Annotated in this window: 29 protein-coding genes; 8 read left to right on the forward strand and 21 right to left on the reverse strand. The window is 38.4% G+C overall.

The window, feature by feature from the left end:
- Positions 1-5 precede the first annotated feature (5 nt).
- From ACZ9EE_RS31435 to ACZ9EE_RS31445, 3 genes are read right to left on the reverse strand one after another with little or no spacing between them, the layout of a single operon-like run.
- Positions 6-437 carry a GerAB/ArcD/ProY family transporter gene (locus ACZ9EE_RS31435; protein WP_476033168.1) on the reverse strand — a complete coding sequence of 144 codons (432 nt, stop codon included), beginning with the start codon at positions 435-437 and terminating at the stop codon, positions 6-8.
- A complete protein-coding gene (locus tag ACZ9EE_RS31440; protein WP_476032538.1) occupies positions 379-651 on the reverse strand; it encodes a GerAB/ArcD/ProY family transporter in 273 nt (90 codons plus the stop codon). Before ACZ9EE_RS31440 ends, ACZ9EE_RS31435 begins: the two co-directional genes overlap by 59 nt.
- The gene (locus ACZ9EE_RS31445) at positions 617-1,054 is read right to left on the reverse strand and encodes a GerAB/ArcD/ProY family transporter (RefSeq protein WP_476033170.1); all 438 of its coding nucleotides are present in this window, start codon (positions 1,052-1,054) and stop codon (positions 617-619) included. Before ACZ9EE_RS31445 ends, ACZ9EE_RS31440 begins: the two co-directional genes overlap by 35 nt.
- Before the next feature lie 583 nt (positions 1,055-1,637).
- Between ACZ9EE_RS31445 and ACZ9EE_RS31450 the strand changes: the two genes are divergently transcribed.
- The 3 genes from ACZ9EE_RS31450 to ACZ9EE_RS31460 all read left to right on the forward strand — a co-directional run bounded on the left by ACZ9EE_RS31450 (position 1,638) and on the right by ACZ9EE_RS31460 (position 2,778).
- On the forward strand, positions 1,638-1,934 hold the full coding sequence (locus ACZ9EE_RS31450; RefSeq protein ID WP_476032539.1) for a hypothetical protein: 297 nt from the start codon (positions 1,638-1,640) through the stop codon (positions 1,932-1,934).
- Positions 1,935-2,106: 172 nt separating this feature from the next.
- On the forward strand, positions 2,107-2,265 hold the full coding sequence (locus tag ACZ9EE_RS31455) for a hypothetical protein (RefSeq protein ID WP_476032541.1): 159 nt from the start codon (positions 2,107-2,109) through the stop codon (positions 2,263-2,265).
- A 342-nt stretch (positions 2,266-2,607) separates the two neighbouring features.
- A complete protein-coding gene (locus tag ACZ9EE_RS31460) occupies positions 2,608-2,778 on the forward strand; it encodes a Spo0E family sporulation regulatory protein-aspartic acid phosphatase (RefSeq protein WP_476032542.1) in 171 nt (56 codons plus the stop codon).
- A gap of 217 nt (positions 2,779-2,995) precedes the next feature.
- Here ACZ9EE_RS31460 and ACZ9EE_RS31465 read toward each other — a convergent pair whose 3' ends face one another.
- The 6 genes from ACZ9EE_RS31465 to ACZ9EE_RS31490 form a co-directional block, all read right to left on the reverse strand.
- The gene (locus ACZ9EE_RS31465; RefSeq protein WP_476032543.1) at positions 2,996-3,214 is read right to left on the reverse strand and encodes a GNAT family N-acetyltransferase; all 219 of its coding nucleotides are present in this window, start codon (positions 3,212-3,214) and stop codon (positions 2,996-2,998) included.
- Positions 3,215-3,736: 522 nt separating this feature from the next.
- Positions 3,737-4,189: a YoqH family protein gene (locus ACZ9EE_RS31470; RefSeq protein WP_476032544.1), complete on the reverse strand. Its 453-nt coding sequence runs from the start codon at positions 4,187-4,189 to the stop codon at positions 3,737-3,739.
- Between the two features lie 568 nt (positions 4,190-4,757).
- Positions 4,758-5,576: an alpha/beta fold hydrolase gene (locus ACZ9EE_RS31475; RefSeq protein WP_476032545.1), complete on the reverse strand. Its 819-nt coding sequence runs from the start codon at positions 5,574-5,576 to the stop codon at positions 4,758-4,760.
- 143 nt (positions 5,577-5,719) lie between these two features.
- Complete coding sequence (locus tag ACZ9EE_RS31480) at positions 5,720-5,950, reverse strand: hypothetical protein (protein ID WP_476032546.1); 231 nt, start codon at positions 5,948-5,950, stop codon at positions 5,720-5,722.
- 763 nt (positions 5,951-6,713) lie between these two features.
- Complete coding sequence (locus tag ACZ9EE_RS31485; protein ID WP_476032547.1) at positions 6,714-7,751, reverse strand: FAD-dependent monooxygenase; 1,038 nt, start codon at positions 7,749-7,751, stop codon at positions 6,714-6,716.
- 185 nt (positions 7,752-7,936) lie between these two features.
- The gene (locus ACZ9EE_RS31490) at positions 7,937-8,788 is read right to left on the reverse strand and encodes an aldo/keto reductase (RefSeq protein ID WP_306074788.1); all 852 of its coding nucleotides are present in this window, start codon (positions 8,786-8,788) and stop codon (positions 7,937-7,939) included.
- A 182-nt stretch (positions 8,789-8,970) separates the two neighbouring features.
- Here ACZ9EE_RS31490 and ACZ9EE_RS31495 point away from each other — a divergent pair, with 182 nt between their 5' ends.
- Entirely contained in the window at positions 8,971-9,405 is a 435-nt protein-coding gene (locus ACZ9EE_RS31495; RefSeq protein WP_476032548.1) for a MerR family transcriptional regulator, read from the forward strand.
- 197 nt (positions 9,406-9,602) lie between these two features.
- Here the strand turns inward: ACZ9EE_RS31495 and ACZ9EE_RS31500 are convergent, their stop codons facing one another.
- Positions 9,603-9,908, reverse strand: coding sequence for a hypothetical protein (locus ACZ9EE_RS31500; RefSeq protein ID WP_476032549.1), 306 nt, complete (start codon positions 9,906-9,908; stop codon positions 9,603-9,605).
- Positions 9,909-10,281: 373 nt separating this feature from the next.
- Here ACZ9EE_RS31500 and ACZ9EE_RS31505 point away from each other — a divergent pair, with 373 nt between their 5' ends.
- Positions 10,282-10,359, forward strand: a complete 78-nt coding sequence (locus ACZ9EE_RS31505) for a YjcZ family sporulation protein (protein WP_476033171.1) — start codon at positions 10,282-10,284, stop codon at positions 10,357-10,359.
- 218 nt (positions 10,360-10,577) lie between these two features.
- Positions 10,578-10,730: a hypothetical protein gene (locus ACZ9EE_RS31510; protein WP_476032550.1), complete on the forward strand. Its 153-nt coding sequence runs from the start codon at positions 10,578-10,580 to the stop codon at positions 10,728-10,730.
- 95 nt (positions 10,731-10,825) lie between these two features.
- On the opposite strand, the gene ACZ9EE_RS31515 is transcribed toward ACZ9EE_RS31510, so the two are convergent.
- A complete protein-coding gene (locus ACZ9EE_RS31515) occupies positions 10,826-11,044 on the reverse strand; it encodes a Type 1 glutamine amidotransferase-like domain-containing protein (RefSeq protein WP_476032551.1) in 219 nt (72 codons plus the stop codon).
- A gap of 1 nt (position 11,045) precedes the next feature.
- Here ACZ9EE_RS31515 and ACZ9EE_RS31520 point away from each other — a divergent pair, with 1 nt between their 5' ends.
- Complete coding sequence (locus tag ACZ9EE_RS31520) at positions 11,046-11,351, forward strand: hypothetical protein (RefSeq protein ID WP_476032553.1); 306 nt, start codon at positions 11,046-11,048, stop codon at positions 11,349-11,351.
- Positions 11,352-11,424: 73 nt separating this feature from the next.
- The gene (locus ACZ9EE_RS31525; RefSeq protein WP_476032555.1) at positions 11,425-12,321 is read left to right on the forward strand and encodes an RCC1 domain-containing protein; all 897 of its coding nucleotides are present in this window, start codon (positions 11,425-11,427) and stop codon (positions 12,319-12,321) included.
- A gap of 235 nt (positions 12,322-12,556) precedes the next feature.
- On the opposite strand, the gene ACZ9EE_RS31530 is transcribed toward ACZ9EE_RS31525, so the two are convergent.
- The 10 genes from ACZ9EE_RS31530 to ACZ9EE_RS31575 all read right to left on the reverse strand — a co-directional run bounded on the left by ACZ9EE_RS31530 (position 12,557) and on the right by ACZ9EE_RS31575 (position 25,009).
- The gene (locus tag ACZ9EE_RS31530; RefSeq protein WP_476032557.1) at positions 12,557-13,849 is read right to left on the reverse strand and encodes an MFS transporter; all 1,293 of its coding nucleotides are present in this window, start codon (positions 13,847-13,849) and stop codon (positions 12,557-12,559) included.
- Between the two features lie 172 nt (positions 13,850-14,021).
- A complete protein-coding gene (locus ACZ9EE_RS31535) occupies positions 14,022-17,195 on the reverse strand; it encodes an SH3 domain-containing protein (protein ID WP_476032559.1) in 3,174 nt (1,057 codons plus the stop codon).
- 437 nt (positions 17,196-17,632) lie between these two features.
- Positions 17,633-17,920, reverse strand: a complete 288-nt coding sequence (locus ACZ9EE_RS31540) for a hypothetical protein (protein WP_476032561.1) — start codon at positions 17,918-17,920, stop codon at positions 17,633-17,635.
- A gap of 134 nt (positions 17,921-18,054) precedes the next feature.
- Complete coding sequence (locus ACZ9EE_RS31545) at positions 18,055-18,384, reverse strand: DnaA N-terminal domain-containing protein (protein ID WP_476032563.1); 330 nt, start codon at positions 18,382-18,384, stop codon at positions 18,055-18,057.
- A gap of 313 nt (positions 18,385-18,697) precedes the next feature.
- Positions 18,698-19,711 (reverse strand): GlgC family sugar phosphate nucleotidyltransferase, encoded by a 1,014-nt coding sequence (locus tag ACZ9EE_RS31550; protein WP_476032565.1) that lies wholly within the window; start codon positions 19,709-19,711, stop codon positions 18,698-18,700.
- Positions 19,712-19,752: 41 nt separating this feature from the next.
- Entirely contained in the window at positions 19,753-20,883 is a 1,131-nt protein-coding gene (locus tag ACZ9EE_RS31555) for a glucose-1-phosphate adenylyltransferase (protein WP_476032567.1), read from the reverse strand.
- A gap of 203 nt (positions 20,884-21,086) precedes the next feature.
- Positions 21,087-21,215 carry a hypothetical protein gene (locus ACZ9EE_RS31560; RefSeq protein ID WP_476032569.1) on the reverse strand — a complete coding sequence of 43 codons (129 nt, stop codon included), beginning with the start codon at positions 21,213-21,215 and terminating at the stop codon, positions 21,087-21,089.
- Positions 21,216-21,421: 206 nt separating this feature from the next.
- Positions 21,422-22,003, reverse strand: coding sequence for a hypothetical protein (locus ACZ9EE_RS31565; protein ID WP_476032571.1), 582 nt, complete (start codon positions 22,001-22,003; stop codon positions 21,422-21,424).
- Between the two features lie 411 nt (positions 22,004-22,414).
- Entirely contained in the window at positions 22,415-23,056 is a 642-nt protein-coding gene (trhA, locus tag ACZ9EE_RS31570) for a PAQR family membrane homeostasis protein TrhA (protein WP_476032573.1), read from the reverse strand.
- A 219-nt stretch (positions 23,057-23,275) separates the two neighbouring features.
- The gene (locus ACZ9EE_RS31575) at positions 23,276-25,009 is read right to left on the reverse strand and encodes an AAA family ATPase (RefSeq protein WP_476032574.1); all 1,734 of its coding nucleotides are present in this window, start codon (positions 25,007-25,009) and stop codon (positions 23,276-23,278) included.
- Positions 25,010-25,039 lie beyond the last annotated feature (30 nt).

The following is a 25,039-nucleotide window of genomic DNA, read 5'->3' on the forward strand; positions in this document are numbered from 1 at the left end:
ATTTTTTACGTATGAGATGTACAAGTAAAAAGTAAAACGGGAAAGATAAAACAAAATAGAGGTAGGATTAATTTTAAATCTAATTCCCCTTCTTTAAAATGTTCGGAAATATTATTTGCCTCCACTAATGAAGTATAGAGGGTTAAAGCCACAACAGGAATTATCACTTTTTGCTTATTTTGAAATTTAAAAATATCTGTAGCCACAATAACTGCGGCGAAACAATATATAGAAATTTTATAAAAATCACAGATAATCACTGTGAGGATTGGAAAGATGTCCCACCTCTCCAAAAATTCTCCAATTTGAACTTTTCGCATTACATCCATTAAAGGAAAGAGACTTCGACTATAGAAAGGCTCACTGAGAACCGATATACTAAGAGCATGAACATAACATAATATAATGGTAACTAAAATGAGTGCTGATAATCCAATTCATTTTCCCAGATTCTCGATTTTTTAAACTTGGTAAAATAGTTGTAAAACATATCATTTCACCAAAAGGAAACATGACTATGTTTGGATAGGCTGCCTTTAGAACGGGAGTCCATCCTTTTTCAAAGATTGGAAAAAAGTTTTCAATTTTAATATACCCTCCAAATATAATGGCGGAATTACCCAATATCGTCAAAACTATGTAAAAAAGCATACATAATTCTGCTGTTCTCGGCCAACACTTTTACTCCCTTATAGAGTCCGTATGCTACAACAAGTATCAATAAAAATTCTATTACAATCAATGGGGTTTCATCATAGGCAGTTGTAATCATTAATTCACCAGCTTCCCTCAAATCTCTGGAAGCAATATAAATAAAAAAAAGGATATATAATAAACTAAGTAATCTTCCAATATGTTTCCCAAGAATTCTTTGGGCATAACAACTTAATGGAAGCTGCGGGTATTGACGTGAAAGGTATTCGTTAATTATAAATAAAAAACATCCACCAATGGAGGCAATTAATATAGATAGCCAGACATCCTTTTGGGATGCAAATCCAATTGGAAATACAATTGAAGTTCCTAACTCAAAAAAACAATCAAAACAAAGAATTGACTGGAGCTAATTTTTTCATTTTCCATAATTTTATATCTACCCTTCTTACCAATAACTACAAAATAGACCTAGCAATAGAACCTTTAAATTAAGTTGCTACAATGGATGGTAATTTATTCAAAAGAATATTAAGGAAACTCTTGATAAAGGGGAGGATTACTTATGTATTTACAGTCCGTATGAAAAAGTTCCTTTGTGAAGAATTTCACTTAAAGTAACGGGTAGCTTTAACACAATAAAGATTAAAATTAAAGAGCCAAAAATATGCAAGCTTTTATGCACTACTTGCGTATTTTGGCTCTTTTTGCATTGCATTTTTTAATTGCCAAACACAGTTGGTTATAGTTGTACATAAAAATTACCCATTTAAACTATCTTTATTTATAATTCGTAGAATTGATATTATATGTCTAGTTTGAAATTTTGCATACCTTCATTACTCATGTGTAGTTTACAGCACTCATTTAATACGCTTTATCATCGCAGTGTTCACTTAAAGTCTTAATTGGAATTAATGTACACTTGTCCAAAACCTAACCCTCTTTTAAACTAAAGATATTACAATAAAGGGAGAAAAAGCGTGAACAAAATACTCGCATTTTTAGCAACCTTTTCGATACTAATGGCTCTTAATTTCGGTGTGGCATATCTTTTTCAAGCCAATATTGTTGATTTAACTTTTCCAGTTGGAGTACTTGGAATCCTAGTTACTGCACCGAATAATCCAATGACAGATCTATTTAACAGCCAAATCTACATGGAGGTTGAGGGAAAAAGAGGCCCTAAATTTGGCAGAATGCCAATCTTTGCTTCAGTTGCTTATACTTTATTTGCGATTATCATTACATTCTTTTATTACAAAAGCTATTTCATATAGTTTGAATAAATTAACCGTTCATACTGTGCTGCTATCTTAGTGGCACTTTTGTTTTAGTTCGCATTTTCAGTCCATAACCTATTTGTTCGTTTTCCTTATTTAGTAGAAACCCTTTCAAAAGTTAAAAGGATGATAGATAATGATTACATATCATTAGGGAAGGAACAGTACCATGATTCCAATTGAATTAATTTGCCGTGAACTTAAACGATTAACAGACGATTTTTATAAATGTGACAATCCTAAAATCAAAAAACTAATACAAAATGATATGAAGCTTTTAAGTTATGCCCTTTTTGTTTCAGATCTCCCTGAAAAAATAGAAACTTAAATTTTTTATGCCGCAATGTTTGTCTCAGCTGAATTTATGATATACGATAACCAGTGCTTTTTTAACTCGATTGAGTATCAAGAAAATGTATTTAATTTTTTTTTAATGGACAGGTTCCCTACATGCATGTACAAGCATCAACATATACTGTACTAACCATAAAAGTTTCCTTTATTTGAAAATGGCAAAGCCACTTTATTTTTTTTGTTTAACCTTTTTCGGCTACTGTTCGTATGATGGGATTCCAATTATTGTTGCAATTTTACCATAAATCCACTTGTCTACATCTCCTATATTCTGTTACTATTTTCTAGTATTTAGTAAAAAGGAGTCATGTTTACAATGTTATCCTCAAAAAGTGTTGAAAAAAGCAACCTCATTCAGATTATTGAATTATTACGACAAGAGATGACCGAAACTGGACTAAAAGAAGGACTTACAAGTAAACAGACAATTGAACTTAGTCAAAAACTAGATGGCTATATTACAAAATATCAATATTATATGAACTAATTCACAATTTGTGTCAAATGTGACATAAAAGTATATTGGATTTTCATCTTTCTTTCATCTAAACAGCGCATTAGCTGAGAAGAAAAAGCTGCCATTGATGGCCAGCTATGCTCTTCAACAAAAGCTACCCGTTTGTTTAAGTACATCTTTTCACAATGTTATGTCTGAAATCTAACAAAAACCAGAGTAGCCATAGGAACTCTGGTTCAAATATTAATTATTTTCCTGATTGAACATTATGGTTTCTTATAATCATACCAGTAGATTTTATCATTCCAAACTGTTCATAGTAAGATTGGAGGTCCACATCACACATTAAGTCAATCATATAAAAATCTTGAAGTTCATTTAGAATTCTTCGAAATAATTCCTTTCCTATCCCTTGATTTTGATATTCAGGTAAAACCTCAAGAAAAGGAATGTAAGCAGATAACACCCATCGGTTATTGCTGTAACAAATCGGACCACTTTATTTGTATTTTGGTCGATAGCGATGACACGTTGATCACTTTGATTTAACAATTTTAAATGTGTTTGTGGATTAGGTGAGTTTAACCAATTCACAAAAAATCCTTCTAACATATCTGGTGAAATGTCATTTGCCGTAATTTTATATAACATATTCGTCAACTCCTATCTGAGTTTCAATAGTTCTTCTCAGATGGCGTATCAATTGAAAAGTAACAAATAGAAAACCTCCAGCTTTTCAGGATACTTTATTCTATTCGATAAGAAACCTAAATTTCCCCTCTAAAATTGGAATATTTATTTAACTAAACTGCCCGTATTTCAACAAGAAAAAATGACCGCCGCGCGATCACATCATCCTGGATAAAAGCACCCTTTAGTTTAAGTGTAAATCTTCACAAAGTTTTCTTAGCTTTCTTGAAAATTGTTGGCGTACTGGTCTTTATAATAAAGAAACATTACCTCATTGTTGAAGTAATGCAACTTAGCTTTACTTACACTGATTGATATTACCTCTTAATATAGGTGGTCCCAATTTTTCATTCTTTGTATTTGAGAGACGAACCTGCACTTCTATATTTTCCATCTTTGCTGTTATTTCATCAAATCTTCCTGCCCAAGTGGGACTATCTATTTCTGGAGTAGGATAAAGTCCGAAACGCCAACTTATTTCACTTGGCTTAAAGGCAAATCCTTCATAACTGTTGTAATTTCCAAAAGAAGATGGTTTAGGAAGGTGAACTCCAAGGATACTTATATTTGTTCGTACGAAACCTGGCTCACGTAACCGTACTTTATAAATTAAGGCTGTGCCCTTTGCATTTTCAAGTTTCTTATCTATCGGTTCCAAGACCATACTGCAAGGGAATGTTGCTGCCTTTGAATGTAAAGGATAAATACAAAAAGTTAAGACGATAAATATGCCAAAAATAAATTGTTTCATAAAAACACCTCTTACAATTCTTTTGGGTTAATCTACCCTAATTAAGCCCTAAATATTTCTTATTTCACTAACCTGCCACGTTTCTTCAATAAGAAAAACAAGATCGCCGTAGCCACCCCGTTAGAACATAATCCACCAATTATTTTATTAGGAACTAGCCGAAGCAATCATTGCAATACTCCACATTATCAAGGTAAATGATGTTGTAAGCCAGAATGTATTAACCATAGTTTTCTCATCATTCTTGACTTTTTTGATTACGGAAACTAGGTTAAGACAAAATACCATGGACAATATCGGCATTAAAAAACAACCAATATAGAAAAATGCAATTATGAAAATCCCCCCCTATAATTTAAAATATCTCTATATAAATTCTATTCCGCCCATATCCATAATTTTTCTACCCTACTAATCTGCCCATTACTTCAATAAGAAAAAGCATTACCGTTGTTCCAGTAATGCTACCCGTTAGCTAAAAATTATTAAAGAAGTGGATTTTCTACGCCTAAGTGAATCCAATCTGCTTTTGGAGGTCCATAAGAAATTTATTTTCACGGTAGTTAAACTAGGAGTTTAGAGATTTCTTCAGTGTATCTCTTAAAAAAGCTTCAACAGTTCGACGCCATTCTCTTGGCTGGTCCAAATGTAATTCATGTCCTGATTCTGAAATGCAAACATTCTGTCCGTTTGGTATCGAATTAACCATATCGTATACTACCTCTTTAGAAATGAATCCCTTTTCTCCAGTGACAACCAAAGTAGAGCACTTTATTTTTTTCCACTCTTCCCAATAATCCCGAGATTCGAGGTCTTCCATCGAATGAACCATGCTGTCGATTCTAAATGCAGGGTAATACCCATCCTCCCGCTTATCTAACAATTCGGCGAACGTTTTTCCTCGAAAAGTACCTTTACCAAAAAATTCCCATGCATCATCAAATGTTTTGAAAGGAACATTCCATTTTTCCAACCAACGTCTTATCCCTGTCTGTATACCCCGAGACTGATTAGGGGCTGCTTCAACAATAATAAGAGTTTGTACCAACTCGGGGCGTTTTGTAGCAACGAGAAACGCATTAATGCCTCCCATAGATTGACCGATGAGAATAATTGGTGTTTTGCAGTGTTGTTCAATTGTATTTATTGCATCTTCTACGTAAGCCACCCTTGAAAAGTCACTTGTATCCTCTGCACTTTCCCCATGACCTCGTTGATCAAGTGCAATTACTCTTCCAAATTGGGTAAGCCACTCCGCTGTATTATTCCATTCTCTTCCTCGACCTGCCAACCCATGTAAGAGCAATATATCTCGTGAGCTATTCCCTCCATAATCTAAAGCGTTTAATTTAATCCCTCTTGAATTTACAGTTAAACTGCTTGCCATGGTTTTTATTCATACCCCTCTTATTTTTTCATTTTTAGAGCTTATTCCACAACATCACCTATGATTCCTTCTTATACTAAACTGCCCAGTTACTTCAATAAGAAAAGCCGCCGAAAAAGGCAGCCAGATTGTTGAACAAGAAATTAACGTTTTATATCCTTATCATATGTTTCAGCGACCAACTCAAAGTTTAAATCGTCTTTATTGATAAATACACTTGTCTTAAAAGGATAACCCGTTAATGTAGAAACAATATCAACCTCAACAAGGTTGAACTTTACATTATAAGCCTCCTCAATATCCAGTCCACCAGTTAAAAAAATGTTCCCCATCACCAAATGATTTAAAAACAACCACTTTTTCATCCAAATCATTTTTATCCATCTCAACCCACTCACAGTTTACTAGAGCTTTGAACGTAGGATAAGAATACGTGATTTAAAACTTCACCGTTAAATTCCGTATGTTCCTGTAATAGAGGCTTATACTCCTTGAAGTTTTCAGTAAAATGCTTTGCTAGGTCGTTGTAATTCATCTTTTTCTCCCTGTATTAAAACGTGTTTAATACTATATTTCTCTATGAAGTGTAAAGGTACTCCTTCTTCAACAAACCTGCACCGTTAGCACAAGAAGAAACGGGATCGCCGCAGCCATCCCGTCTTTAACATAAGCACCCGTTAGCTTAAGTACACTTCTTCACAATATCATCGTATTGTTCATTACATTGTTCCAGAATACTTTCAAAAAAAGGTTAAAACTGAAACACTTTCTTAATCGTTTTATTATGTGATTTTAATTTAATGGAAATAATTCCATAACATTTAATAGCTATCCTTAATTAGTATTGAATCAATTAAAAAGGGAGTACCAAGCATGAAACTTAAAGCTATTATCTGTTTTTTTCTAAAAATGCATAAATTTAGTTATGATTCAGGTGAGTGTGTTAGGTGTGGTAAGATACGAGCACGAATAAGATGAACGATTATGCTTAAAACGATAGTTAGGGAACTCCCTGACTATTGCTTTAAGTACATAATAAGAGTCAAATACGCATTAATCGTTTTTCTTCTTCAACATAAGCACCCTTTCCTTTAAGTGTAATGCTTCACAAATTATTGTATGCTGTATACTCCACATTTATCGTCCAAATGATTGACTAAAAGATTGTCCAGATTGCACAATTTGACGTGCATTTTTTAGACGGAGAGACTCATATTCCAGAAGAGCCTCAGTTGCTCCAGTTCCCTGTATCCCCTTTGCAACACATTCAGCTAAGGTAGAAGCATCTTGTAAGGAAGCATTAAATCCTGACGCAGTTAGTGGTGTAGGTAGATGTGCAGCATCTCCAACGATTGCTATACGTCCTTTCACTAGATTTTCAGGAACATACTCGGCAATCGGTGTTCCGATAAGATTACGTGTTTGAATACTATGGAGGATTGCGTCCAACCAAGGTTGAGCCCATCTGTCAGAAGCCTTTTCAGCTAGCTCAATCAATGTCTGTTCAGGGATGTCTGGTGCATAAAGTGAATGTTGCACAACGTCTCCTTTGACACATCCAAGACGACGTAACAAATCATTTTGAGTGTTATCGTACCAAGCCCATCCCAGTCGTCGATCTCCTAGAGCTGTAGAACCGTCTGCTCCAGCAATAATGGAACCGAGTAAAAAGTCACCGATACCATCTGGCATAGTAAACTTTGGGGCATTGAGGCTAGGTCGGTGTTTTTCAGGTATGTCTTTCTCATCTACAATAGCTACCCATATCAAGTATCCCGCAAAAGTGGCGTTCGGTTTATGCGGTGAAACATAACGTCGCATAATACTACGGTGACCATCTGCACCAATTAAAATATCTCCGTGGAATGTTTCACCCTTATCCGTCACAACCCAAGCAGAGTTGTCGTCCTGATTAACAGTTAGAACACGGGCATCATAACGTAAGTCAATTCTGGAATCAGTTTCAACTTCTGTGCGTAATCGAAACTGTATAGATGACCAAGCCTCGGCCGACCTAATTCCACCAGAAGCAAGTTCTCTCAAGAATTTAGCTGTTTTTGTTCGATCAATTTCCCCACTGTCAACCTGAAGAACAGCACCACTACGTGGTTTCGCCCCAGCTCTCTCTAAAATTGTAACCTTCAGTCCAGCTTTTGAAAGAGCAATCCCTGTCATTAGTCCAGAAAGCGACGCACCAACTACAACCGCAGAGCAGTTATCTTCTTTTATAAAAGTATCATTGATTGATTTGTTCCTGAAATTCATTCTCATTGCGTTTTTCCCCCTTACTAGTAATGTCTTCAAAAAGGAAAAACCGAATTTCCAAATTTGGAAATTCGGTTTTTAAGTGATAAAAAACATTAAACATCAAATTTAACGTTACCAAGCCATCTTACAAATTCAGGATCTCTATGTGAAAAGAACACGCTCTCTTTCGTATCTAAAGTAGCAATAGTCTCCATATCCTCATGACTTAATTCAAAGTCAAAGATATTAAAGTTTTCTATGATTCTTTCTTTATGAACTGACTTTGGAATCACGACTACTTCTCTTTGTGTTAACCAACGTAAAATCACTTGGGCAACAGATTTATTGTATTTTTCAGCTATTGATGCTAATACTTCATTTTGGAACATGTTATTTTTTCCTTCGGCAAACGGACCCCAGGACATAATCTGAACATTGTTCTCTTTCATAAGGTTATGACTTTCTATTTGTTGGCAAAAAGGATGGGTTTCAACCTGGTTTACTGCTGGAACTACTTCATTATGATCAATCAAATCAACTAGACGGTCCGGATAGAAGTTGCTGACTCCAATCGCCCTAATCTTACCTTCACGATACAATTCCTCCATCGCACGCCAAGAACCATATACATCCCCAAATGGCTGATGGATTAAATACAAATCGATATAATCTACTTGTAATCGTTCCAGTGATTTTGCGAATCCTTTCTTGGCATTCTCATAACCTGCATCTTGAATCCAAAGTTTTGTCGTAATAAATATTTCTTCTCTTGGGACACCACTTCGCTTGATAGCTCTGCCTACTGCTACTTCATTCATATAGGCTGCTGCTGTATCAATCAAGCGATAACCTGCCATAAGGGCATCATATACTGCCTGTTCACATAGGTTTGGATCTTCAATTTGATATACACCAAAGCCAAGAATAGGCATCTCAACACCGTTGTTTAAAATTACTTTTTGCATATATAACTCCTCCTGTATTTTAAATGTAATATTTCAAATCACTGATTTTATCCCATTTAGTCCTCATTGGTGGGTGATTTACAATTTCAGTAACTTGAACTATGATAATCCTATCACCTTCGAGCGACACGAAGGCAAGGGATTTTAAAAAGTTTTTTTAAAAATTTTAGGGAGTGGTTAAAATGCATACTGTAAAGGAAGTGTCCAAGCTACTTGATCTGACTCAACATACCGTTCGTTTCTATACGGATAAAGGATTAGTTCCAAGTGTTCAGCGTGACAAAAACAATAATCGACTTTTTGATCAAGAATCAATCAACTGGCTTATAGGTGTTAAATATCTGAAGCAAGTTGGTATGTCAGTGGAAGACATTAAAGCCTATGTAGATTTGTGTTTGGAAGGTAATAGTACCATTCAGGAACGATATGAAATCATTTTGAAACAAAAAGAGATAGCCCTGGCTCAATTAGAGGAAGCGAAACGAACAGTAAAATATATGGAAGAGAAGGCAAATCACTATCTTGAGATTATCAATGGTGTAATCCCAGATGACACGAATCCTGGAGATTGGGAATCAAAATATGCTAAAACCAAACTAAAAAAAAGACCAAGCTGATTTGGAAATCGGCTGGTACTAATGCCTTGGAAATTGAAAACCGACCAATGATTAGAAGAATTTCTTTCTACTATTACAATATTTCTGCTTCAAAATTGACTGAATTTGTGAAGGAGTATACTTAAACTAAACTGCTCCGTTAGTTCAATAAGAAAACGGGATAGCACAGCCATCCCATCTTTAACATAAGCTACCCTTTAATTAAGTTTAAACAATCCTTGCTCTTTCCATTGGTCGAAATATTTTTGATAACCCATTTCCTCTGCGGTCATAGTGTATATCGTATCTCCAAATTTAAGAGTATGAGAACCGGACAATTCTTCATAGGTCGGATTCCCAGCTACATCCCCGAAAAGCGTTTCGAATGTTTTCACATCCACTGAATGTGTTGTTCCATTCTCGTAGGTTTCAAGAAGAATGTAATCAACCTCATCCTGAGCAAGAGCTGTATGCTCCTTAAAAATCAAACCAGCTTCATTTAATGACAAATATAATTGAATCATATTAAACCTCTACTCGAACAAAGAAAAAGTGTAGCCATTGCGTTACTTTAACTAAGAAAAATTTCAAGCACCTGATGTAGTCAAAAAATACATTCCTAAAAGAATAATCATTACCACCAATACACCTTTTAACTCCTCCCTTATTTTGACCACTATTTTTCTACTAAGACATAAAATTCTAGGTCACTTCCTATTCCTTCTTCAACTATCCTGCACTTTAGTTTAACAAGAACCTTTACATTCGCTTCAGATTTTTCTCGGTATGCGTAGCAATTTATTTTATTTTTCCATGCTTGTCCATTTCAAAAATTGCCCATTAACATAAAATGTAGTACCTCAAAGATAAGGAGGTGATTTTTATTGAGTAATTATAATGGTGGGAAGTTCATTCGTTTTAATTGTCGTTCTATTCATCCTATTAATTATTGTTGGCGCTACCTTAGTCCGCTAATACTTTTAGCATCTAGCAGCTATTTAAATAACCGTGAGAGGTTAGACAGAAGAAACAGCCTTTCTCTGAAAGAGGCAAAGCCACCTTATTTTTTTTGTTTAACGCTTTTTTAGCTATTTCTCGAATTAAGTAATAATTTACTTAGCAAGTCTAAATTTCCACCTTGTTACATATAATTGATTATAAGTATCTGTACTTTTAAAGAAAGGAATTTACGAATGAACGAAATAAAACTCCTTTTATCGAAAGAAATTGGTCGTCTAATTGATGATATTTATAAATGTAACAACGAAACTTTAAGGGAAAAAATTTTAATGGATATTATTCTATTAAATGACGCTATTATGCAAGATAATGATGAGGCTTTTTAGTTTAGAGTTATGTCGCAATTTAGTTCAAATACGATGTTAATAAACAAGTCCACTCAGCTCCCTCAGTTTAATACGATTTTCTCCCGAATACTCGCTTATCCACTTAACTTCATAGCTTGTGCAAGAACGAAAGTATTGCCCCCTCTTACCCAGATAACATCAAACTGATTAAGATTTTCTTTTAACCCCTCTGGATTATGGAAATACTTTTTCAAATCTAAAATATCCACTGTAAAACCTATTCTTTGAAGTTCTAATACGTCTATTGAATCACTTTTATTCTTTCTTACTAAGTCAGTCGAAGAGTACAACAAGTTGTTTGAGGAGGCGGGAACATTAGCTGGTATGGAGGATTGGAAAATAACTCTCGGCGGTGTTAGTGATGCCTTGGTTTTTGCTGAATTTGGTATCCCGTCAGTGAATCTGTCAGCAGGCTACCAAAATGAACATAAGCCCACTGAAACCGTAAATTACAAGTCAACCTTTGAAACGGTGCTGCTTTTAGAATCGGTTTTACATCATCAATTAATCAAACAAAACGCTATAACGGCCAGAAAATACAAAAAGCTAAAAAGACAAATAGATAGGGTTCTTTTATCACCCACCCATACAGCTGCTTAGATTTGACGAACAACCATAAAGTTACCTATACTTGTCAGATACTGCAGGGTTGCTTGTATGCAAGGAGGGAAACATGGATTACATTTCACCGAAAAAAGCGGTGTTTAAGGTGGAACGGTCGCCTAAAGACACCATAGCGGCAGCTCGTCGTCATACCGTTGGGCTTAAATCAGACGGCACGGTGACAGCTGTTGGTGATAATAAATATGGTCAATGTGATGTAAAAGGCTGGCGCGATGTGGTAGCGGTCGCGGCGGGAAATGTTCATATGGCGACGAATACGGGGAATGCTCATACCATCGGTCTTAAATCGGATGGGACGGTGGCGGCTGTAGGTTGGAATATGCATAGCCAGTGCAATGTAAACAATTGGCGCGATATTGTAGCGATTGCGGCGGGTTGGCGTCGGACCATTGGGCTTAAATCGGATGGAACGGTGGTAGCAGTGGGCCGAAATCATGACGGTGAATGCAATGTAAGCAGCTGGCATGATATGGTGGCGGTCGCTGCGGGTGACTGGCATACCATCGGGCTTAAATTGGACGGCACGGTAACGGCTGTCGGTAATAATCGCTATCGCCAATGCAATGTAAGTGATTGGCGCGATATTGTGGCGGTCGCAGCGGGTTATCTTCATACCATCGGGCTTAAAACGGATGGGACGGTGACAGCTGTAGGTTTGAATAAACATAACCAATGCGATGTAAACGACTGGCGGGATATCGTAACGGTTGCGACGGGCAGTAATCATACCATCGGCCTTAGATCGGACGGTACGGTAACGGCTGTGGGTTGGAATGAGTATGGCCAATGTAATGTAAGTGGTTGGCGCGATATTGTGGCCATTGCGGCGGGTTGTGCCCATACCGTCGGGCTTAGATCGGACGGCACCGTGGTTGCTGTAGGTGATAATGGATATGGTCAATGCAATGTAAGCGACTGGCGCGGCATCCAGCTTCCCGGCAAATAGTTTTTAATAACATCAAACCAGCGAATCACTGAACGAGTTAAGGAACATTGCTTTAGAAGTAAGGCCATTCCATTAAAGGTCGTGTTTATGAAAGATTACAAGCCTAATTCCTCGATGGAGGGATTAGGCTTTTTCCTTTTCAAAATCATTGTTTTATCCTATTGGTAAATGAGATGCACATTTTCCCACATATATGTCGTCCAAAAAACTGTTTTTCGTAAAACCATCTGGCTGATTATTTTTTGCCTCCACGAGACCATATCACCACTGGAATGAGTAACAGGGATAAAATCCCTCCAACAATGGATAATGTTGAATAACTGGAACCTGCCACAACGATTCCCGACAAGGCTCCACCGGCAGCTCCTGACAACGCTATCAATACATCTACTGCACCTTGCGTTTTAGCCCGTGTGGAAGTGGCAGTTGAATCAACAATAAGTGCAGTCCCACTGATCAAACCAAAATTCCATCCCAATCCAAGTAAAGATAGAGCGATGACAATGAGAACCATAGAATCTCCTTGTGCAAATGCGGCTAGTAAACCTGCCAGAAGCAACGTAGTTCCAGAAGCAAGGGCCATTGCCGTACGCCCCAACTTATCAACAAGGAAACCGGTAACCAGTGAAGGGAGATACATGGCACCTATATGAAAACCAATAACAAGACCGACTGCCCCCAAGTCAAGTCCATGATGCATCATATGAACCGGTGTCATGGTCATAATAGCGACCATGACGATTTGAGTAAGAACCATAATCGTGGCTCCCACGAATATGCCTCTTTTATTTTCTTCTGTATGTTCAGTTGTTGCCAATTGTCCTTTATCACTAGCTTCTTGGTTGGCCGCTTCTATCGTTCTGGCGATAACTAACGGATCGGGACGAAGCATGATGAATAGGACAACACCTGCTAAGATATAGGCTGCCGCTCCTAAAAAGAAAGGGCCAGCAAGTGATGGAACACCAATCGAAAGAGCGAAATTCCCCATCACATTCACTAGATTTGGTCCTGCAACGGCACCAAATGTGGTAAAAACCATTGTAATACTAATTGCAGTCGCCCGCTGTTTACTATTTGCTAAGTCCGTACCTGCATAACGAGCTTGTAAATTTGTTGCCGACCCTGCACCATAAACAAGCAGGGAAATAAATAACAAGAAAATACTATTTATGATGGCTGCCATGATGACTCCTATTGCTCCAAGCCCACCAATCATAAAACCGGCTGATAGACCTGTACGACGTCCATAACGTTGAGAAAATCTCCCTACAAATAAAGCGGCTCCTGCTGACCCTAAAGTAAGTAATGCGGAGGGAATTCCAGCAAACGCATCCGTACCGAGCATTTGCTGGGCAAGAAGAGCCCCCACTGTAACTCCTGCTGCTAACCCTGCACCACCAAAAATTTGTGAAATACTTACAACGAATAATGTCCGCTTGTATAACGATTTTTGTTTTTCTGAAGAACCAATGTAGTTGTTTAACGAAGCTGTTTGGGCGTCTAACACTTTTTCTTTTTGTAACATGATCCAAACCTACCTTTCTAGAAACCTACTTCTATTTCTAATAAACTGCCATCTAGATTTGACTCATCATAACACGCACAAAAAAACCATACAATATTATAATTGTATGGCAAACAATATTAGGTAAAACCGTTTAGCACACTTAGGATCATACTTTTTTATATATTCGCATTTATTTGTATTTAGGTATCTCAAATACTAGCTTATAGGAGTCTACTAAACTATATAAATTATATATTTGCGAAACTTGTTTCGCGGCCCAGCCAATATCAGATGCATACTGATGGGTAGCAGTCCCAGTTGCAGCTGCAGCTTTAGGATTCCATCTCATTTTATAAAGCGTATCTTGCCCTGTGCCAATATAGCCATTGGCAATAAATTGGGCACCACCAATAATAGCCGCTTCAGGAGTGAACCAACCAGCATTATAAGCAAATTGAGCACCACTGGTTATAGCAGAATTGTCATAAGCACCAATTCCGTACATATTATATACCGTTTTTCCATTTATTTGGACACCTTTTGCAAGCTCAGATGTTCCATTATTTGTTTCTAATAATGCATGAGAAATAAGATACATTTCATTTAGACCATATTTATTGCCAGCTGAAATGAAAGTAGATGCTAACCCTACCAGGATGCCCTTTCCGGTTAGTATTCTTTCGTTTACTTCATCCGCACTAAGATTCGCGGTTACAGATAATTTTAGAAATTGAAGCGAGTCTAGGGTTTTACTTTGGGAATTTTTCGGATCCAAATAATAGCTTACATCATCCGGGCTTGCGTTAACCCACGTTTTATCATAAGCAATTTGGTACCACTGATAGCCATCGGTTCCCTTTACTGTATTTAAGATTTGAACACTCTGCTGGTTCGTTACCTGACCGATGACCCAATAATTTGTACCAGCCCCGCCTCTTACATTCCAGCTTCCTCCTATAACGGTGGCAGCTGAAGAACTAGTCAGCTTTAAAGCATCTTCCCTAATGTATGTATCATACTTCTTATCTGTTTGTGGATTCACAGCCATCTCGGTCTTTAGCATATCTGCTAAGCTAATATTATAATTTTCATATGTAATTTCGGTTGAACGATCTGTGGTGTTTGGATTAAAGGGTGCTGTTTCTGATAAGTATTGTGTACTAACGTAACCAGTTAGCCCATTGGCCGTTACTTTCGACCAGCCATTTTCTTCGGAAAGAACTGTGACAACGGTCCCCCGGGCCAGCTTTGTAATAATTGCTGCATTTGCTGAAGCGGATGCGCGCATATTTAAGCTAGATCCATAAATCACATTTACGTATTTTTCAACCTTTTCCCCATTATTCTGCTCAGAACTGCTAGCAGGGGCTGTATTGGCTGCTGAATCAGAATTACTTTCAGGAGTAGTGCTATCTGCTGAATCAGGATTGCTTTCAGGGTTTGTGCTGGCTGCTGAATCAGGATTGCTTTCAGGGTTTGTGCTGGCTGCTGAATCAGAATTGCTTTCAGGGTTTGTGCTGGCTGCTGAATCAGTATTACTTTCAGGGGTTGTACTGGCTGCTGAATCAGAATTGCTTTCAGACCCTGTCGTGGAGTCTGTTCCAGTTGTAGGCTTAGTGTCAGACAAAAATTGGGCATTAACAAATCCAGTTTTTCCATAAACTTTGACTTTGGCCCAACCGTTTGATTCAGAATATACGGTTACTTCGATGCCCCGGGCAATTTTAAGCAAAATAGATGCATTTGTCGAGGCGCTTATGCGCATATTTAAGGAAGAGCCTACACTGACATTTACATATTTTTTTATGGTTTGCTCTGCTTCTCCTGAAGTACCGCTAGCCGGTTTAGTCGCAGAAAGAAACTCAGAGCTTACATAACCCTTCTGTCCATTAACTTGTATTTCGGCCCATCCCTTTGACTCGGAATATACCATTACTTCGGTTCCATGTGTAAGTTTTGTCAAAATGGCAGAACTGATGGAAGCACTTTTCCGAACATTTAAGCTGGAGCCAGAGTTAATATTTACATATTTTGCTACGGACTGATTTGCGGTTGGAGTAGAATGATTAACAGTAGATTTTGGGTCTGATGTTGATAGAAAGCTAGAGTTGACATACCCGGTTTTTCCATAGACAGTTATTTTAGCCCATCCCCCCGCTTCAGAATAGACTTGTACGGCAATCCCTTTAGCAAGTTTAACGATAATAGATGCACTGGTTGAAGCTCCATTTCGCATATTTAATGAGCCGCTGGAGATATTGACATACTTGGTGGTCGTTTTTACAGTAGCCGCCGTGGTCGACCTGCTAGGATTTTCAGCTGATAAAAAGCTCGCGCTGATATACCCGTCTTTCCCGTTGGCCTTCACTTTCGCCCAACCGTTCGATTCAGAGTAGACGGTGACAGCGGTCCCTTTGGAAAGAGCAGTCACAACTGATGAGCTGCTAGAAGCTCCACTCCGTAGATTCAATGTGCCGCTGGAGATATTGACATACTTGGTTGTCGTTTTAACAGCACCCGCCGTGGTGGTACTGCTAGGATTTTGAGCAGATAAAAAGCTCGCGCTGACATACCCGTCTTTCCCGTTGGCCTTCACTTTCGCCCAACCGTTCGATTCAGAGTAGACGGTGACAGCGGTGCCTTTAGAAAGAGCAGTTACAACCGAAGAACTACTAGAAGCTCCACTCCGTAGATTCAATGTGCCGCTGGATATATTGACATACTTGATTGTCGTTTTAACAGCACCCGCCGTGGTGGTACTGCTAGGATTTTGAGCTGATAGAAAGCTCGCGCTGACATACCCGTCTTTCCCGTTGGCCTTTACTTTCGCCCAACCGTTCGATTCAGAGTAGACGGTGACGGCGGTCCCTTTGGAAAGAGCAGCCACAGCCGAAGAATTGCTAGAGGCTCCACTGCGTAGATTCAATGACCCGCTGGAGATATTGACATACTTGGTTGTCGTTTGAACCGCACTAGCTGTAGTAGCATTGCTAGGATTTGTAGCGGCTAAAAAGCTCGAACTGACATATCCTTCTTTCCCGTTGGCCTTTACTTTTGCCCACCCGTTGGATTCAGAGTAGACGGTGACAGCGATCCCTTTAGCAAGAGTTGCAACAACCGAAGAGCTGCTTGAAGCTCCACTACGTAAATTCAATGACCCGCTGGATATATTGACATACTTTGTAACTGCCTGATTGGCGCTGACTTGAGTAAAGCTCGAGTCAGCAAAAACAGCTTCCTCAAAAGCAACCGTTGAGAGTACAGCGAAACAAAACGTTGGTAATATAGCCTTTTTTACCACACTACCCCGCAATCGATAATCCTCAGAAAATTTCTTCTTTCGTGATATTCTTGTGGGTTCCATTGATCCTCCTCCAAAAAATTATTATTCTATAAAACTTCCTCTATTTCATAATAACGGAAAAAGAGGAAGAAATTCAAAGGATTTTGCCAAATTTACGTAAATATTGGGTAAATTTGTGGTAAATTAGGAATCCGTGGAGAATGATTTGATTTATATTTGCTTTTAGGAAATGGTCTAACGATTCTACTTTGATTATTTTTCAATACAAACAATGACTCTTTGCTGTCTATAAAAACGTATAAAGCTGCCAGATTCAATGACTATTGATGAATAGTGAATTGAATCTGGCAGCTCTTTTTTTAAAAATATAAGACAAAATAATTAGTGAGTTTTCTTCAATCCCTAATAGAATAAGCCTAAAAAAAAAGCAGATTTTGGCATTCAGAAGCTGATCGTTCTGTAATGTTTCCAACAAAATCATCCAGCCAAAAGGCACATTATTCTTTATCCTTTTCTTCCAATAGGTTCAATTCTGTTTTTGCTTGGGAAACGAGGAATTCATCATTCCAACCGTTATAATTAAACATAGACCAAATCTTTTGATTTTTCTTGTGAAATTCATGAATCTTTTCGGTCAGATCATAATAAGGCAGATTGCCTTTCTTCCATTCCAAAAAGGCCTGATATAACTGTTCCAGGTAGTCTTCTGTCAGTTTTTGATGATACTTCTCGACAAGCTCTCTGTCTCTCTTTCTCTCTTCCTTTGATTTTTTGCTTCTTCCCATTTAGTCTTCATCCTTCTTATTTTCAAACTCATCTATTCGTTGTTCTAATTTAACTAATTTTTCTTGTTGCTTCTCGATTACTTTAGTCTGTTCCTGGATTAGATTAAACAAATCATCTTAAGAACTACTTACATTTAATATTCGTAGTTGTAGCGTTTCGTCATGAATTGGCTATTCAAAAGAACAGATTTCGCTTTCATACTTTTTTCCAGCCACTTCCTTAACAGTTTCAAAAATGAGACTTTTATATCCGCATCAAGCCAGTCCGCCACAAAGGAATTGCTGTCACTTACAATCATCCAATCATCTTCGATTTTAGCGTTAGTGTTCGCTAGCCATGTTTCAAAACTAGGTTTTGATATTTTATCACGAATCTTTTTAAGAACCAAAGACCATAAATCCTTTACCGCTGTTTTATGTTGAAATGTCTTTGACACATTCGTTAAATGTATGACTTCATTCATTGAAAGCACCTCCTGATATCTTGCTTTCATTGTATGATCCTGAAGAGGTAGGTTTTAGTAAGCAATGTCATGACTTTAAGGTGACAAATGTCAGTGTTTAGCTAAGATAAATAAAAAAACACCACAGTATCAAAGACTGCGGTGTTACACTTTCCTTCTATATCATTTTTGTATTGTTCTAAAATAAGATAAATGAAAAGCCGCTAACATAAATTCAGTGGTAGCTAATTCTCACAATCCCCCTATTCAAGTGCCACGGCTACCCATGCCATCTATTTTAATAAACGAGACACTAGATACGGAAAAAAGAACTTCATGAATGATGAACGCTCCTTTTTACTGTACCTTTATTTACTACATAAGGGGCCTCGGTTGTCCCTTTCAATTGGATACCATCCCCAATTTGGACATCCTTATCTAAAATGACCCCATCAAGTAGGCAGTTTTCTTCAATCCGACACTTCTGCATGATAATGGAGTTTCGAACAATCGAACCTTTTCCGATTTTAACGGCTCGAAAAATAATGCTATTCTCCACTTCCCCTTCAATCATGCATCCATTGGCGATTATCGAGTTCGTCACCTTTGCGCCCTTTTTATAGTATGTTGGCGGCTCATCCTTTACCTTTGTAAAGATGGGCTCATTCTGATTAAAAATCTGTTTCCATACAGGTGGGTGAAAAAGATCCAAGCTATTTTGATAATAACTGTTGAGAGAATCTATAATGGCTAAATAGCCTGTCCAATCATATCGATTAATTTGAAAATTATGCCGTTTATCATGCACGACATCTAAAATACTGTAATATCCCTGATCCTTGTATTGTTCAAAAAGACTTAGCAATAAGTCTTTACTTAAAATGTAAGTCTCTATAGGTTTCCCATTATGAACGACCTCTGTAATATCCGCTCCTATTTCCAAATGACGATCTAAAATCTTACAAAAGTCAAGGATTCCGATCGTATAGCAATTGGCAATAACGACATACTCTTGCTTACTACGTAAGAAATAGGTCATATTTTTTGCAAAATGAGCTAAGGATCCAAATCTCTCGTTTCGAGAAGTGCCTTCAGGTGAAAATACAAACAGCCCATCCCGCTTTCTGTCCAAATCCCATTGCTTGCCTGATCCTAAGTGATCCATCAGGGACCGAACCTCTTGGCCAGTGAAAACAGCCACATTCGTAATCCCTGAATTCACCATATTGGATAACATAAAATCAATTAATCGATATCGTCCTGCAAACGGAACAGAGGCTAAAGAACGTTCCGCAGTTAACGTTTGATATGTGTCAAACTCAGTGGTGGCATTGATAATTCCAAGCATTGAACACGGCATAGTATCTCCCTTTCTCCTCTATGGGTTTTTTACGATTCTTCTCCTGCAAACAGGATCACGGCGCCCTCCTTTGATGGGCGAATGACCGCGTGATCTTCAACTACGATTCCGGGTGCGATAATGGCTCTTTCTATCAGTGCATTTTTTCCTACACGGGTATCCGGCATGATAACAGAATCGCGAATCACGCTTCCTTCTTCTACTGTTACGCCCTGGAATAAAACCGAATGATCGATGATTCCTTCCACCGTGCAGCCCTCATTAATCAATGACTCTTCTATTTGAGCTGACGGGGCAATATATTGGGGTGGCCGATTTGGATTGGCAGAGTAAATTCTCCAATCTCGATCATACAGATCTAGATCTTTCTCTTCTTTTAATAAATCCATATTGGCTTCCCACAAACTCCCAACGGTCCCAACATCTTTCCAATAGCCTTTGAATGGATACGCTATAACCTTTTTATTTTCTTCGAGTAACAATGGAATAATATCTTTACCAAAATCATTGGTTGATTCTGGATTTTTATCGTCCATTTCTAAAAACACTTTTAAAACCGGCCATTTAAAGATATAGATACCCATTGATGCTAAATTATTTTTCGGGGATTTTGGTTTTTCCTCGAATTCAATGATCTCTAAATCCTCATTCGTATTCATGATTCCAAACCGGCTTGCTTCCTCCCAAGGCACCTCGATGACAGAAATGGAAACATCCGCATCCTTTTCCATATGATAATGAAGCATTTCAGAATAATTCATTTTGTAAATATGGTCACCGGAAAGAATGATCACGTATTCTGGATTGTATTGTTCTAAATAATTCAAATTCTGATAAATAGCGTTTGCTGTACCTCTATACCACCTAAGGCCGGAAGTTTCCGAATAAGGAGGCAAGACGGTTACACCACCATTCATTCGATCTAAATCCCACGCGCTGCCGATTCCGATATAAGAGTGCAAAACAAGGGGCAAGTACTGAGTTAATACCCCGACTGTATCAATCCCAGAGTTTGTACAGTTACTTAAAGGAAAATCAATGATTCGATATTTTCCACCAAAGGAAACAGCCGGTTTTGCCTTATCTCTTGTCAATGAACTAAGACGGCTGCCTTGTCCTCCTGCCAGTAACATGGCTACGCACTTTTTTTTCTGTTTCATTACTTTTACTCCCCTTTCTTGTATTCACAGGCCGGAAGATGGAGATTCCATTAGGTGGTGTGGTAAGTTCTAGAGGCACATGGCTGGTTGTAAAAAAAAAATTGCAACCGCTTTCACTTTGTTTAACCATTCAAAGCCCCCATTTTCCTGCTATATCGGCCACAATGCCTTAGAACGGTTAAATAGCTTCAACCATTCTTTGATTAACGATGCAGCTTATAATGGTGTAATACCCATTCTGAACCTTCTAAATCCTTCCATTCATCAAACCTCCCAAACTCTCCGCCATAAACAATAGATAGGTACAGCGAAATGAGATGAACAAAAAACAAAATGAAAAGAGTCTAACAAAAATAGACTCTTTTCATTTGGTTTTAAAAATGGTGGTTATTGTGCATTATAACTCTATTTATCTATGGTTTCTGGTTGTTTATTGCAATGGAATAATGGAAAATAAAACATACAGTATTTTACTGAACAAAATCAGCTAATTCAAAAACAGGACAAAACGTAAGGTTTTACCTGAATCTTCTTATAATTAAGTCGATTTTACCGTGGTCAGCTCGTCTAGAATATGATTAGAAAAGGTTTCACAATAATGCATGACCGTATCAATGACTACTCCAGATGAATATTCCAAGAAATTGACCATAAATTCCCTATTATTCGGCTGCAGGAATGCCACGATGAATTCAACCATTATGTCGTTAACCAGCTTGGTATGAATAAAAAACCCTTCTGCATGGGTAACTCGCTCTTGACTTGTTGATCCTTTGTAAATTAATTCCCTAAACCTTGGCATATTTTCCTCTATAAAATTAGAATCCTCGACTTGCCTAGGGACATTTACCATCATAGATTGGAAGCTATCATGAGACAAAAACTTTTCTTCTTCAATACATTGCGTTAAAAAAGATATGGCAGTATTTGTATTTGCATATTGGAAGGTAACATTTCTTAAAAGAGATTCTAGATACTCTTCCTGAGAACCTGCACTTTCTCTTATTTGAAATAAAGCTGTTTTAATTCTTTCTTGCATCTCAGCTTTATCCCAATGGGGCTGCCTAATTAAAGCGCTAACAATTCCTGCTGTATTTTTTGATAACAATTCCATTGACATTGTGTTCTTCTCCTCTAGTAGGTTATTTTTATCAAAAATTTTCCCTCTGAAAAACTGCTCAAATATTATGGCAACATACTTCCAATTATAACTCAGATATCCAACGACATAAACTTGAATTTAAATTATTCATAAAAATCCTCCGTTAAATTGAAAGTACCTACTATATCTCTTATTCTACCATAATTATACATCCATTTTCCCCATAAGTTAGTAGATAACAAAGTACAAAAAAAGCACTATCCTTAGAGTGGATAGTACCAATATAAAACATAAATTTCCACTAAGTTAACCGAAATAAAAGAACATACTTAGTAGCCCATAGAAGTTTCTTTAAATACTTTTATTAAGCGCCTCTTTCTAATCCCTTTCCTTCTTTTCTGACTTTCACACATGCAGTCAAATATTCAATCACTGCAAAAGTGTTAGCACACTAAAAAAGTGCATGATACTTCCGGCCATTACGAAAAGGTGCCATACAGCATGGTGATATTTGAATCCTCTCCAAATGTAGAAAACGGATCCAAACGTATAGAATAACCCACCTATAATTAAATACGTCAAACCAGAATGCGGCATGTGTTCCGATAAAGGCCCCCAAGCGAATACAATGAACCAACCCATTAATACGTATAACGCAGTCGATGTGAATAAAAACTTCTTTACAAAAAAGGATTTAAACACCGTTCCTCCAATCGCGAGTCCCCATACAATCCCAAAAATAGTCCATCCTAACCAACCTTTAACGACTAAAAAAAGGTACGGTGTGTACGTTCCAGCGATAAAAAAATAGATAGAGGAATGATCGAAGATTTCAAATAAGTCTTTAACTTTGCTTCCTTCAGGGAAAGCATGTAACAGTGTAGACGATGTATACATTAAGAACATGGTAAACCCAAATAAAGTGAAACTGACAATGTGCCAAGCGTTTCCATATATTGAAGAAAAAACAATTAGTAGTACTAAAGCTGCAATGCTTAGAAGAGCACCTATACCATGAGTAATGGAATTTGCAACTTCCTCGCCTCTGCTAAAAGTGTGTGTGTTTGCCATAAATAAATTCTCCCCTAATGGAATGGATATTATTTATTGTAACAAGTCTATTAGCAAGAATGTAATATACAAATGTCATAGGTTGACATTAATATTTGAATCCTTTCACATAAAATATCTAGGGCTTCCTTTAGGAAAACTGCCTATATGGATCAGACTGCTCGAAAAAAAGGTGTCAATGGGATCTCCCTTGACACCTTCTTACTGAATCTTTTCTTTTTATGAATCCTTTTCTGCTTTATCTACCATTTCTTTTGCCGGTGCTGCTTCTGAAAGGGAAGAGAAAATCTCTCTATGGATCATTGCATCTTGAGCTACAGGCCGTTTCTCGCCATAGAGTTTTAAATAGATCTCCTCTATTTCCTCACCTGTCAGGTCACCCCGCTTCAGCAGCTCCGTGGCAATCGCATGGACAAAGTCACTATGTTTGGTTACCAGCTTCTTTACTTCGTTCATTTCATTGTTTAATAGTTCGTTGATTTTGGGACGAAGTGCTTTTAATCCTTCTTCCTGTGAACCAACGGCTAGCCAGCTGAACAATTCTTCCCCCATCCCGACAGCCCCAAGGTAGGCGCCGGCAAGCTGAGTAGCCTGCCTTAAGTCGGAGGTTACTCCGTTCAGTTTTTTCCCCAGAAACTCTTCTTCTACAGCACGTGCGGCAAGACAAACCTGTATCTCAGCCAACATCTCGCTATCACTACGGTTATACCTCTCATGAGTCGGCTTGGTGGCTGCAAGTCCAAGGGCGTCTCCCCTGCGGATGATCGTTACTTTCCACAGCCGTTCGTGCGGCTTCAAAAGGAACTGAGCCACTGCATGTCCCGCCTCATGATAAGCCACGTTCCGCTTTTCATCTTCGCTCATGGAGCGAAGCGGCTGTTTGAGTCCCCATTCATAGGTTTCCATCGCCGCCCGGAAGTCCTCGTAATTCGTAACGGACGCCCCCCGTTGATGAGCGATAACAATGGATTCATTCACAATGTGTTTGATCTGAGCTGGACTGTAGCCGATGGTATCGAGCGCCACACGTTCCGGAGTCAGATCCGGGTCACGTGTTACTTTTTCAAGATAATACTGGAATACGTCAACACGGCCATCATAATCGGGTGCATCGACCCAGAGTTTGCGGTCAAAGCGTCCCGGCCTTAGCAACGCAGGATCTAATACATCCGGCAGGTTGGTGGCACCGATGGTTAGAACAGCCAACCGTTCTGCCTTCTTTTTCCGCAGCCCAAGGGAGCGGAGAAGCTTGGCAAACCCATTGTTGTCCATGTTCGGCGGGTCCATTTGCAAGAGGAGCTCATTAAGTAGACCGGAACCGCCCATGCCCATTAATCCACCTAGTCCGCCGCCAGCGCTTCCTGCGCCGCGGCTCATCCCAATCGCGTCAATTTCATCGATAAAGATGATGCAGGCACCGTAAACCTTCGCTAGCTTTCGGGCCTTTTTATAAAGTCCCATTACTTTAAGATTGCCGACACCGAAAAACATATTTTGAAAACTCGGAGCAGAGGCATAAGCAAACGGAACCTGTGCTTCATTCGCAACCACCTGGGCAAGGTAGGATTTTCCTGTCCCTGGAGGTCCACAGAGCAATAAGCCGCGAATGGCCTCGCCCCCCATTTCCTTAAATTCTTTCACACCTTTTAATAGGGTAACGATTCGCTTGGCATTTTCGACAATCTCAGGGTTCCCCCGGTAATCGTCCCAAGTCGCACCCGTTTCACCGGGCAAAATCCAGTAGGTTCGTCCCCTTGCGAGAAACCAAAATAGGGCAACGAACTGAATAATCATAGCAAACATAGCTAAAAGCAGCTGCAGGGCAATAGTGAAAATCGTGCTCGCAACATCCCGCACTTGCTGCCCTCCTGTCAGCAATACAATACCAATAATGGCAAGAGCTGCGACCCAGAGGATTACTTTACGCCATTTGATCCATCGATATTTCCTCATGGTCCACTTCCTTTATGAAATTACTTTCTA

This window comes from Bacillus sp. URHA0034, assembly GCF_056280405.1.

What these genes read in the sequence shown, in the direction of transcription:
- ACZ9EE_RS31495 (WP_476032548.1), top strand. Translation starts at nt 8,971, where the DNA reads ATGCATACTGTAAAGGAAGTGTCCAAGCTACTTGATCTGACTCAACAT.
- ACZ9EE_RS31525 (WP_476032555.1), top strand. Translation starts at nt 11,425, where the DNA reads ATGGATTACATTTCACCGAAAAAAGCGGTGTTTAAGGTGGAACGGTCG.
- ACZ9EE_RS31545 (WP_476032563.1), bottom strand. Translation starts at nt 18,384, where the DNA reads ATGAATGAAGTCATACATTTAACGAATGTGTCAAAGACATTTCAACAT.
- ACZ9EE_RS31485 (WP_476032547.1), bottom strand. Translation starts at nt 7,751, where the DNA reads ATGACAGGGATTGCTCTTTCAAAAGCTGGACTGAAGGTTACAATTTTA.
- ACZ9EE_RS31535 (WP_476032559.1), bottom strand. Translation starts at nt 17,195, where the DNA reads ATGGAACCCACAAGAATATCACGAAAGAAGAAATTTTCTGAGGATTAT.
- ACZ9EE_RS31470 (WP_476032544.1), bottom strand. Translation starts at nt 4,189, where the DNA reads ATGAAACAATTTATTTTTGGCATATTTATCGTCTTAACTTTTTGTATT.
- ACZ9EE_RS31490 (WP_306074788.1), bottom strand. Translation starts at nt 8,788, where the DNA reads ATGCAAAAAGTAATTTTAAACAACGGTGTTGAGATGCCTATTCTTGGC.
- ACZ9EE_RS31555 (WP_476032567.1), bottom strand. Translation starts at nt 20,883, where the DNA reads ATGAAACAGAAAAAAAAGTGCGTAGCCATGTTACTGGCAGGAGGACAA.
- ACZ9EE_RS31455 (WP_476032541.1), top strand. Translation starts at nt 2,107, where the DNA reads ATGATTCCAATTGAATTAATTTGCCGTGAACTTAAACGATTAACAGAC.
- ACZ9EE_RS31460 (WP_476032542.1), top strand. Translation starts at nt 2,608, where the DNA reads ATGTTATCCTCAAAAAGTGTTGAAAAAAGCAACCTCATTCAGATTATT.
- ACZ9EE_RS31550 (WP_476032565.1), bottom strand. Translation starts at nt 19,711, where the DNA reads ATGCTTGGAATTATCAATGCCACCACTGAGTTTGACACATATCAAACG.
- ACZ9EE_RS31505 (WP_476033171.1), top strand. Translation starts at nt 10,282, where the DNA reads ATGGTGGGAAGTTCATTCGTTTTAATTGTCGTTCTATTCATCCTATTA.
- ACZ9EE_RS31530 (WP_476032557.1), bottom strand. Translation starts at nt 13,849, where the DNA reads ATGTTACAAAAAGAAAAAGTGTTAGACGCCCAAACAGCTTCGTTAAAC.
- ACZ9EE_RS31475 (WP_476032545.1), bottom strand. Translation starts at nt 5,576, where the DNA reads ATGGCAAGCAGTTTAACTGTAAATTCAAGAGGGATTAAATTAAACGCT.
- ACZ9EE_RS31500 (WP_476032549.1), bottom strand. Translation starts at nt 9,908, where the DNA reads ATGATTCAATTATATTTGTCATTAAATGAAGCTGGTTTGATTTTTAAG.
- ACZ9EE_RS31480 (WP_476032546.1), bottom strand. Translation starts at nt 5,950, where the DNA reads ATGATTTGGATGAAAAAGTGGTTGTTTTTAAATCATTTGGTGATGGGG.
- ACZ9EE_RS31510 (WP_476032550.1), top strand. Translation starts at nt 10,578, where the DNA reads ATGAACGAAATAAAACTCCTTTTATCGAAAGAAATTGGTCGTCTAATT.
- ACZ9EE_RS31565 (WP_476032571.1), bottom strand. Translation starts at nt 22,003, where the DNA reads ATGTCAATGGAATTGTTATCAAAAAATACAGCAGGAATTGTTAGCGCT.
- ACZ9EE_RS31440 (WP_476032538.1), bottom strand. Translation starts at nt 651, where the DNA reads ATGCTTTTTTACATAGTTTTGACGATATTGGGTAATTCCGCCATTATA.
- ACZ9EE_RS31540 (WP_476032561.1), bottom strand. Translation starts at nt 17,920, where the DNA reads ATGGGAAGAAGCAAAAAATCAAAGGAAGAGAGAAAGAGAGACAGAGAG.
- trhA (WP_476032573.1), bottom strand. Translation starts at nt 23,056, where the DNA reads ATGGCAAACACACACACTTTTAGCAGAGGCGAGGAAGTTGCAAATTCC.
- ACZ9EE_RS31575 (WP_476032574.1), bottom strand. Translation starts at nt 25,009, where the DNA reads ATGAGGAAATATCGATGGATCAAATGGCGTAAAGTAATCCTCTGGGTC.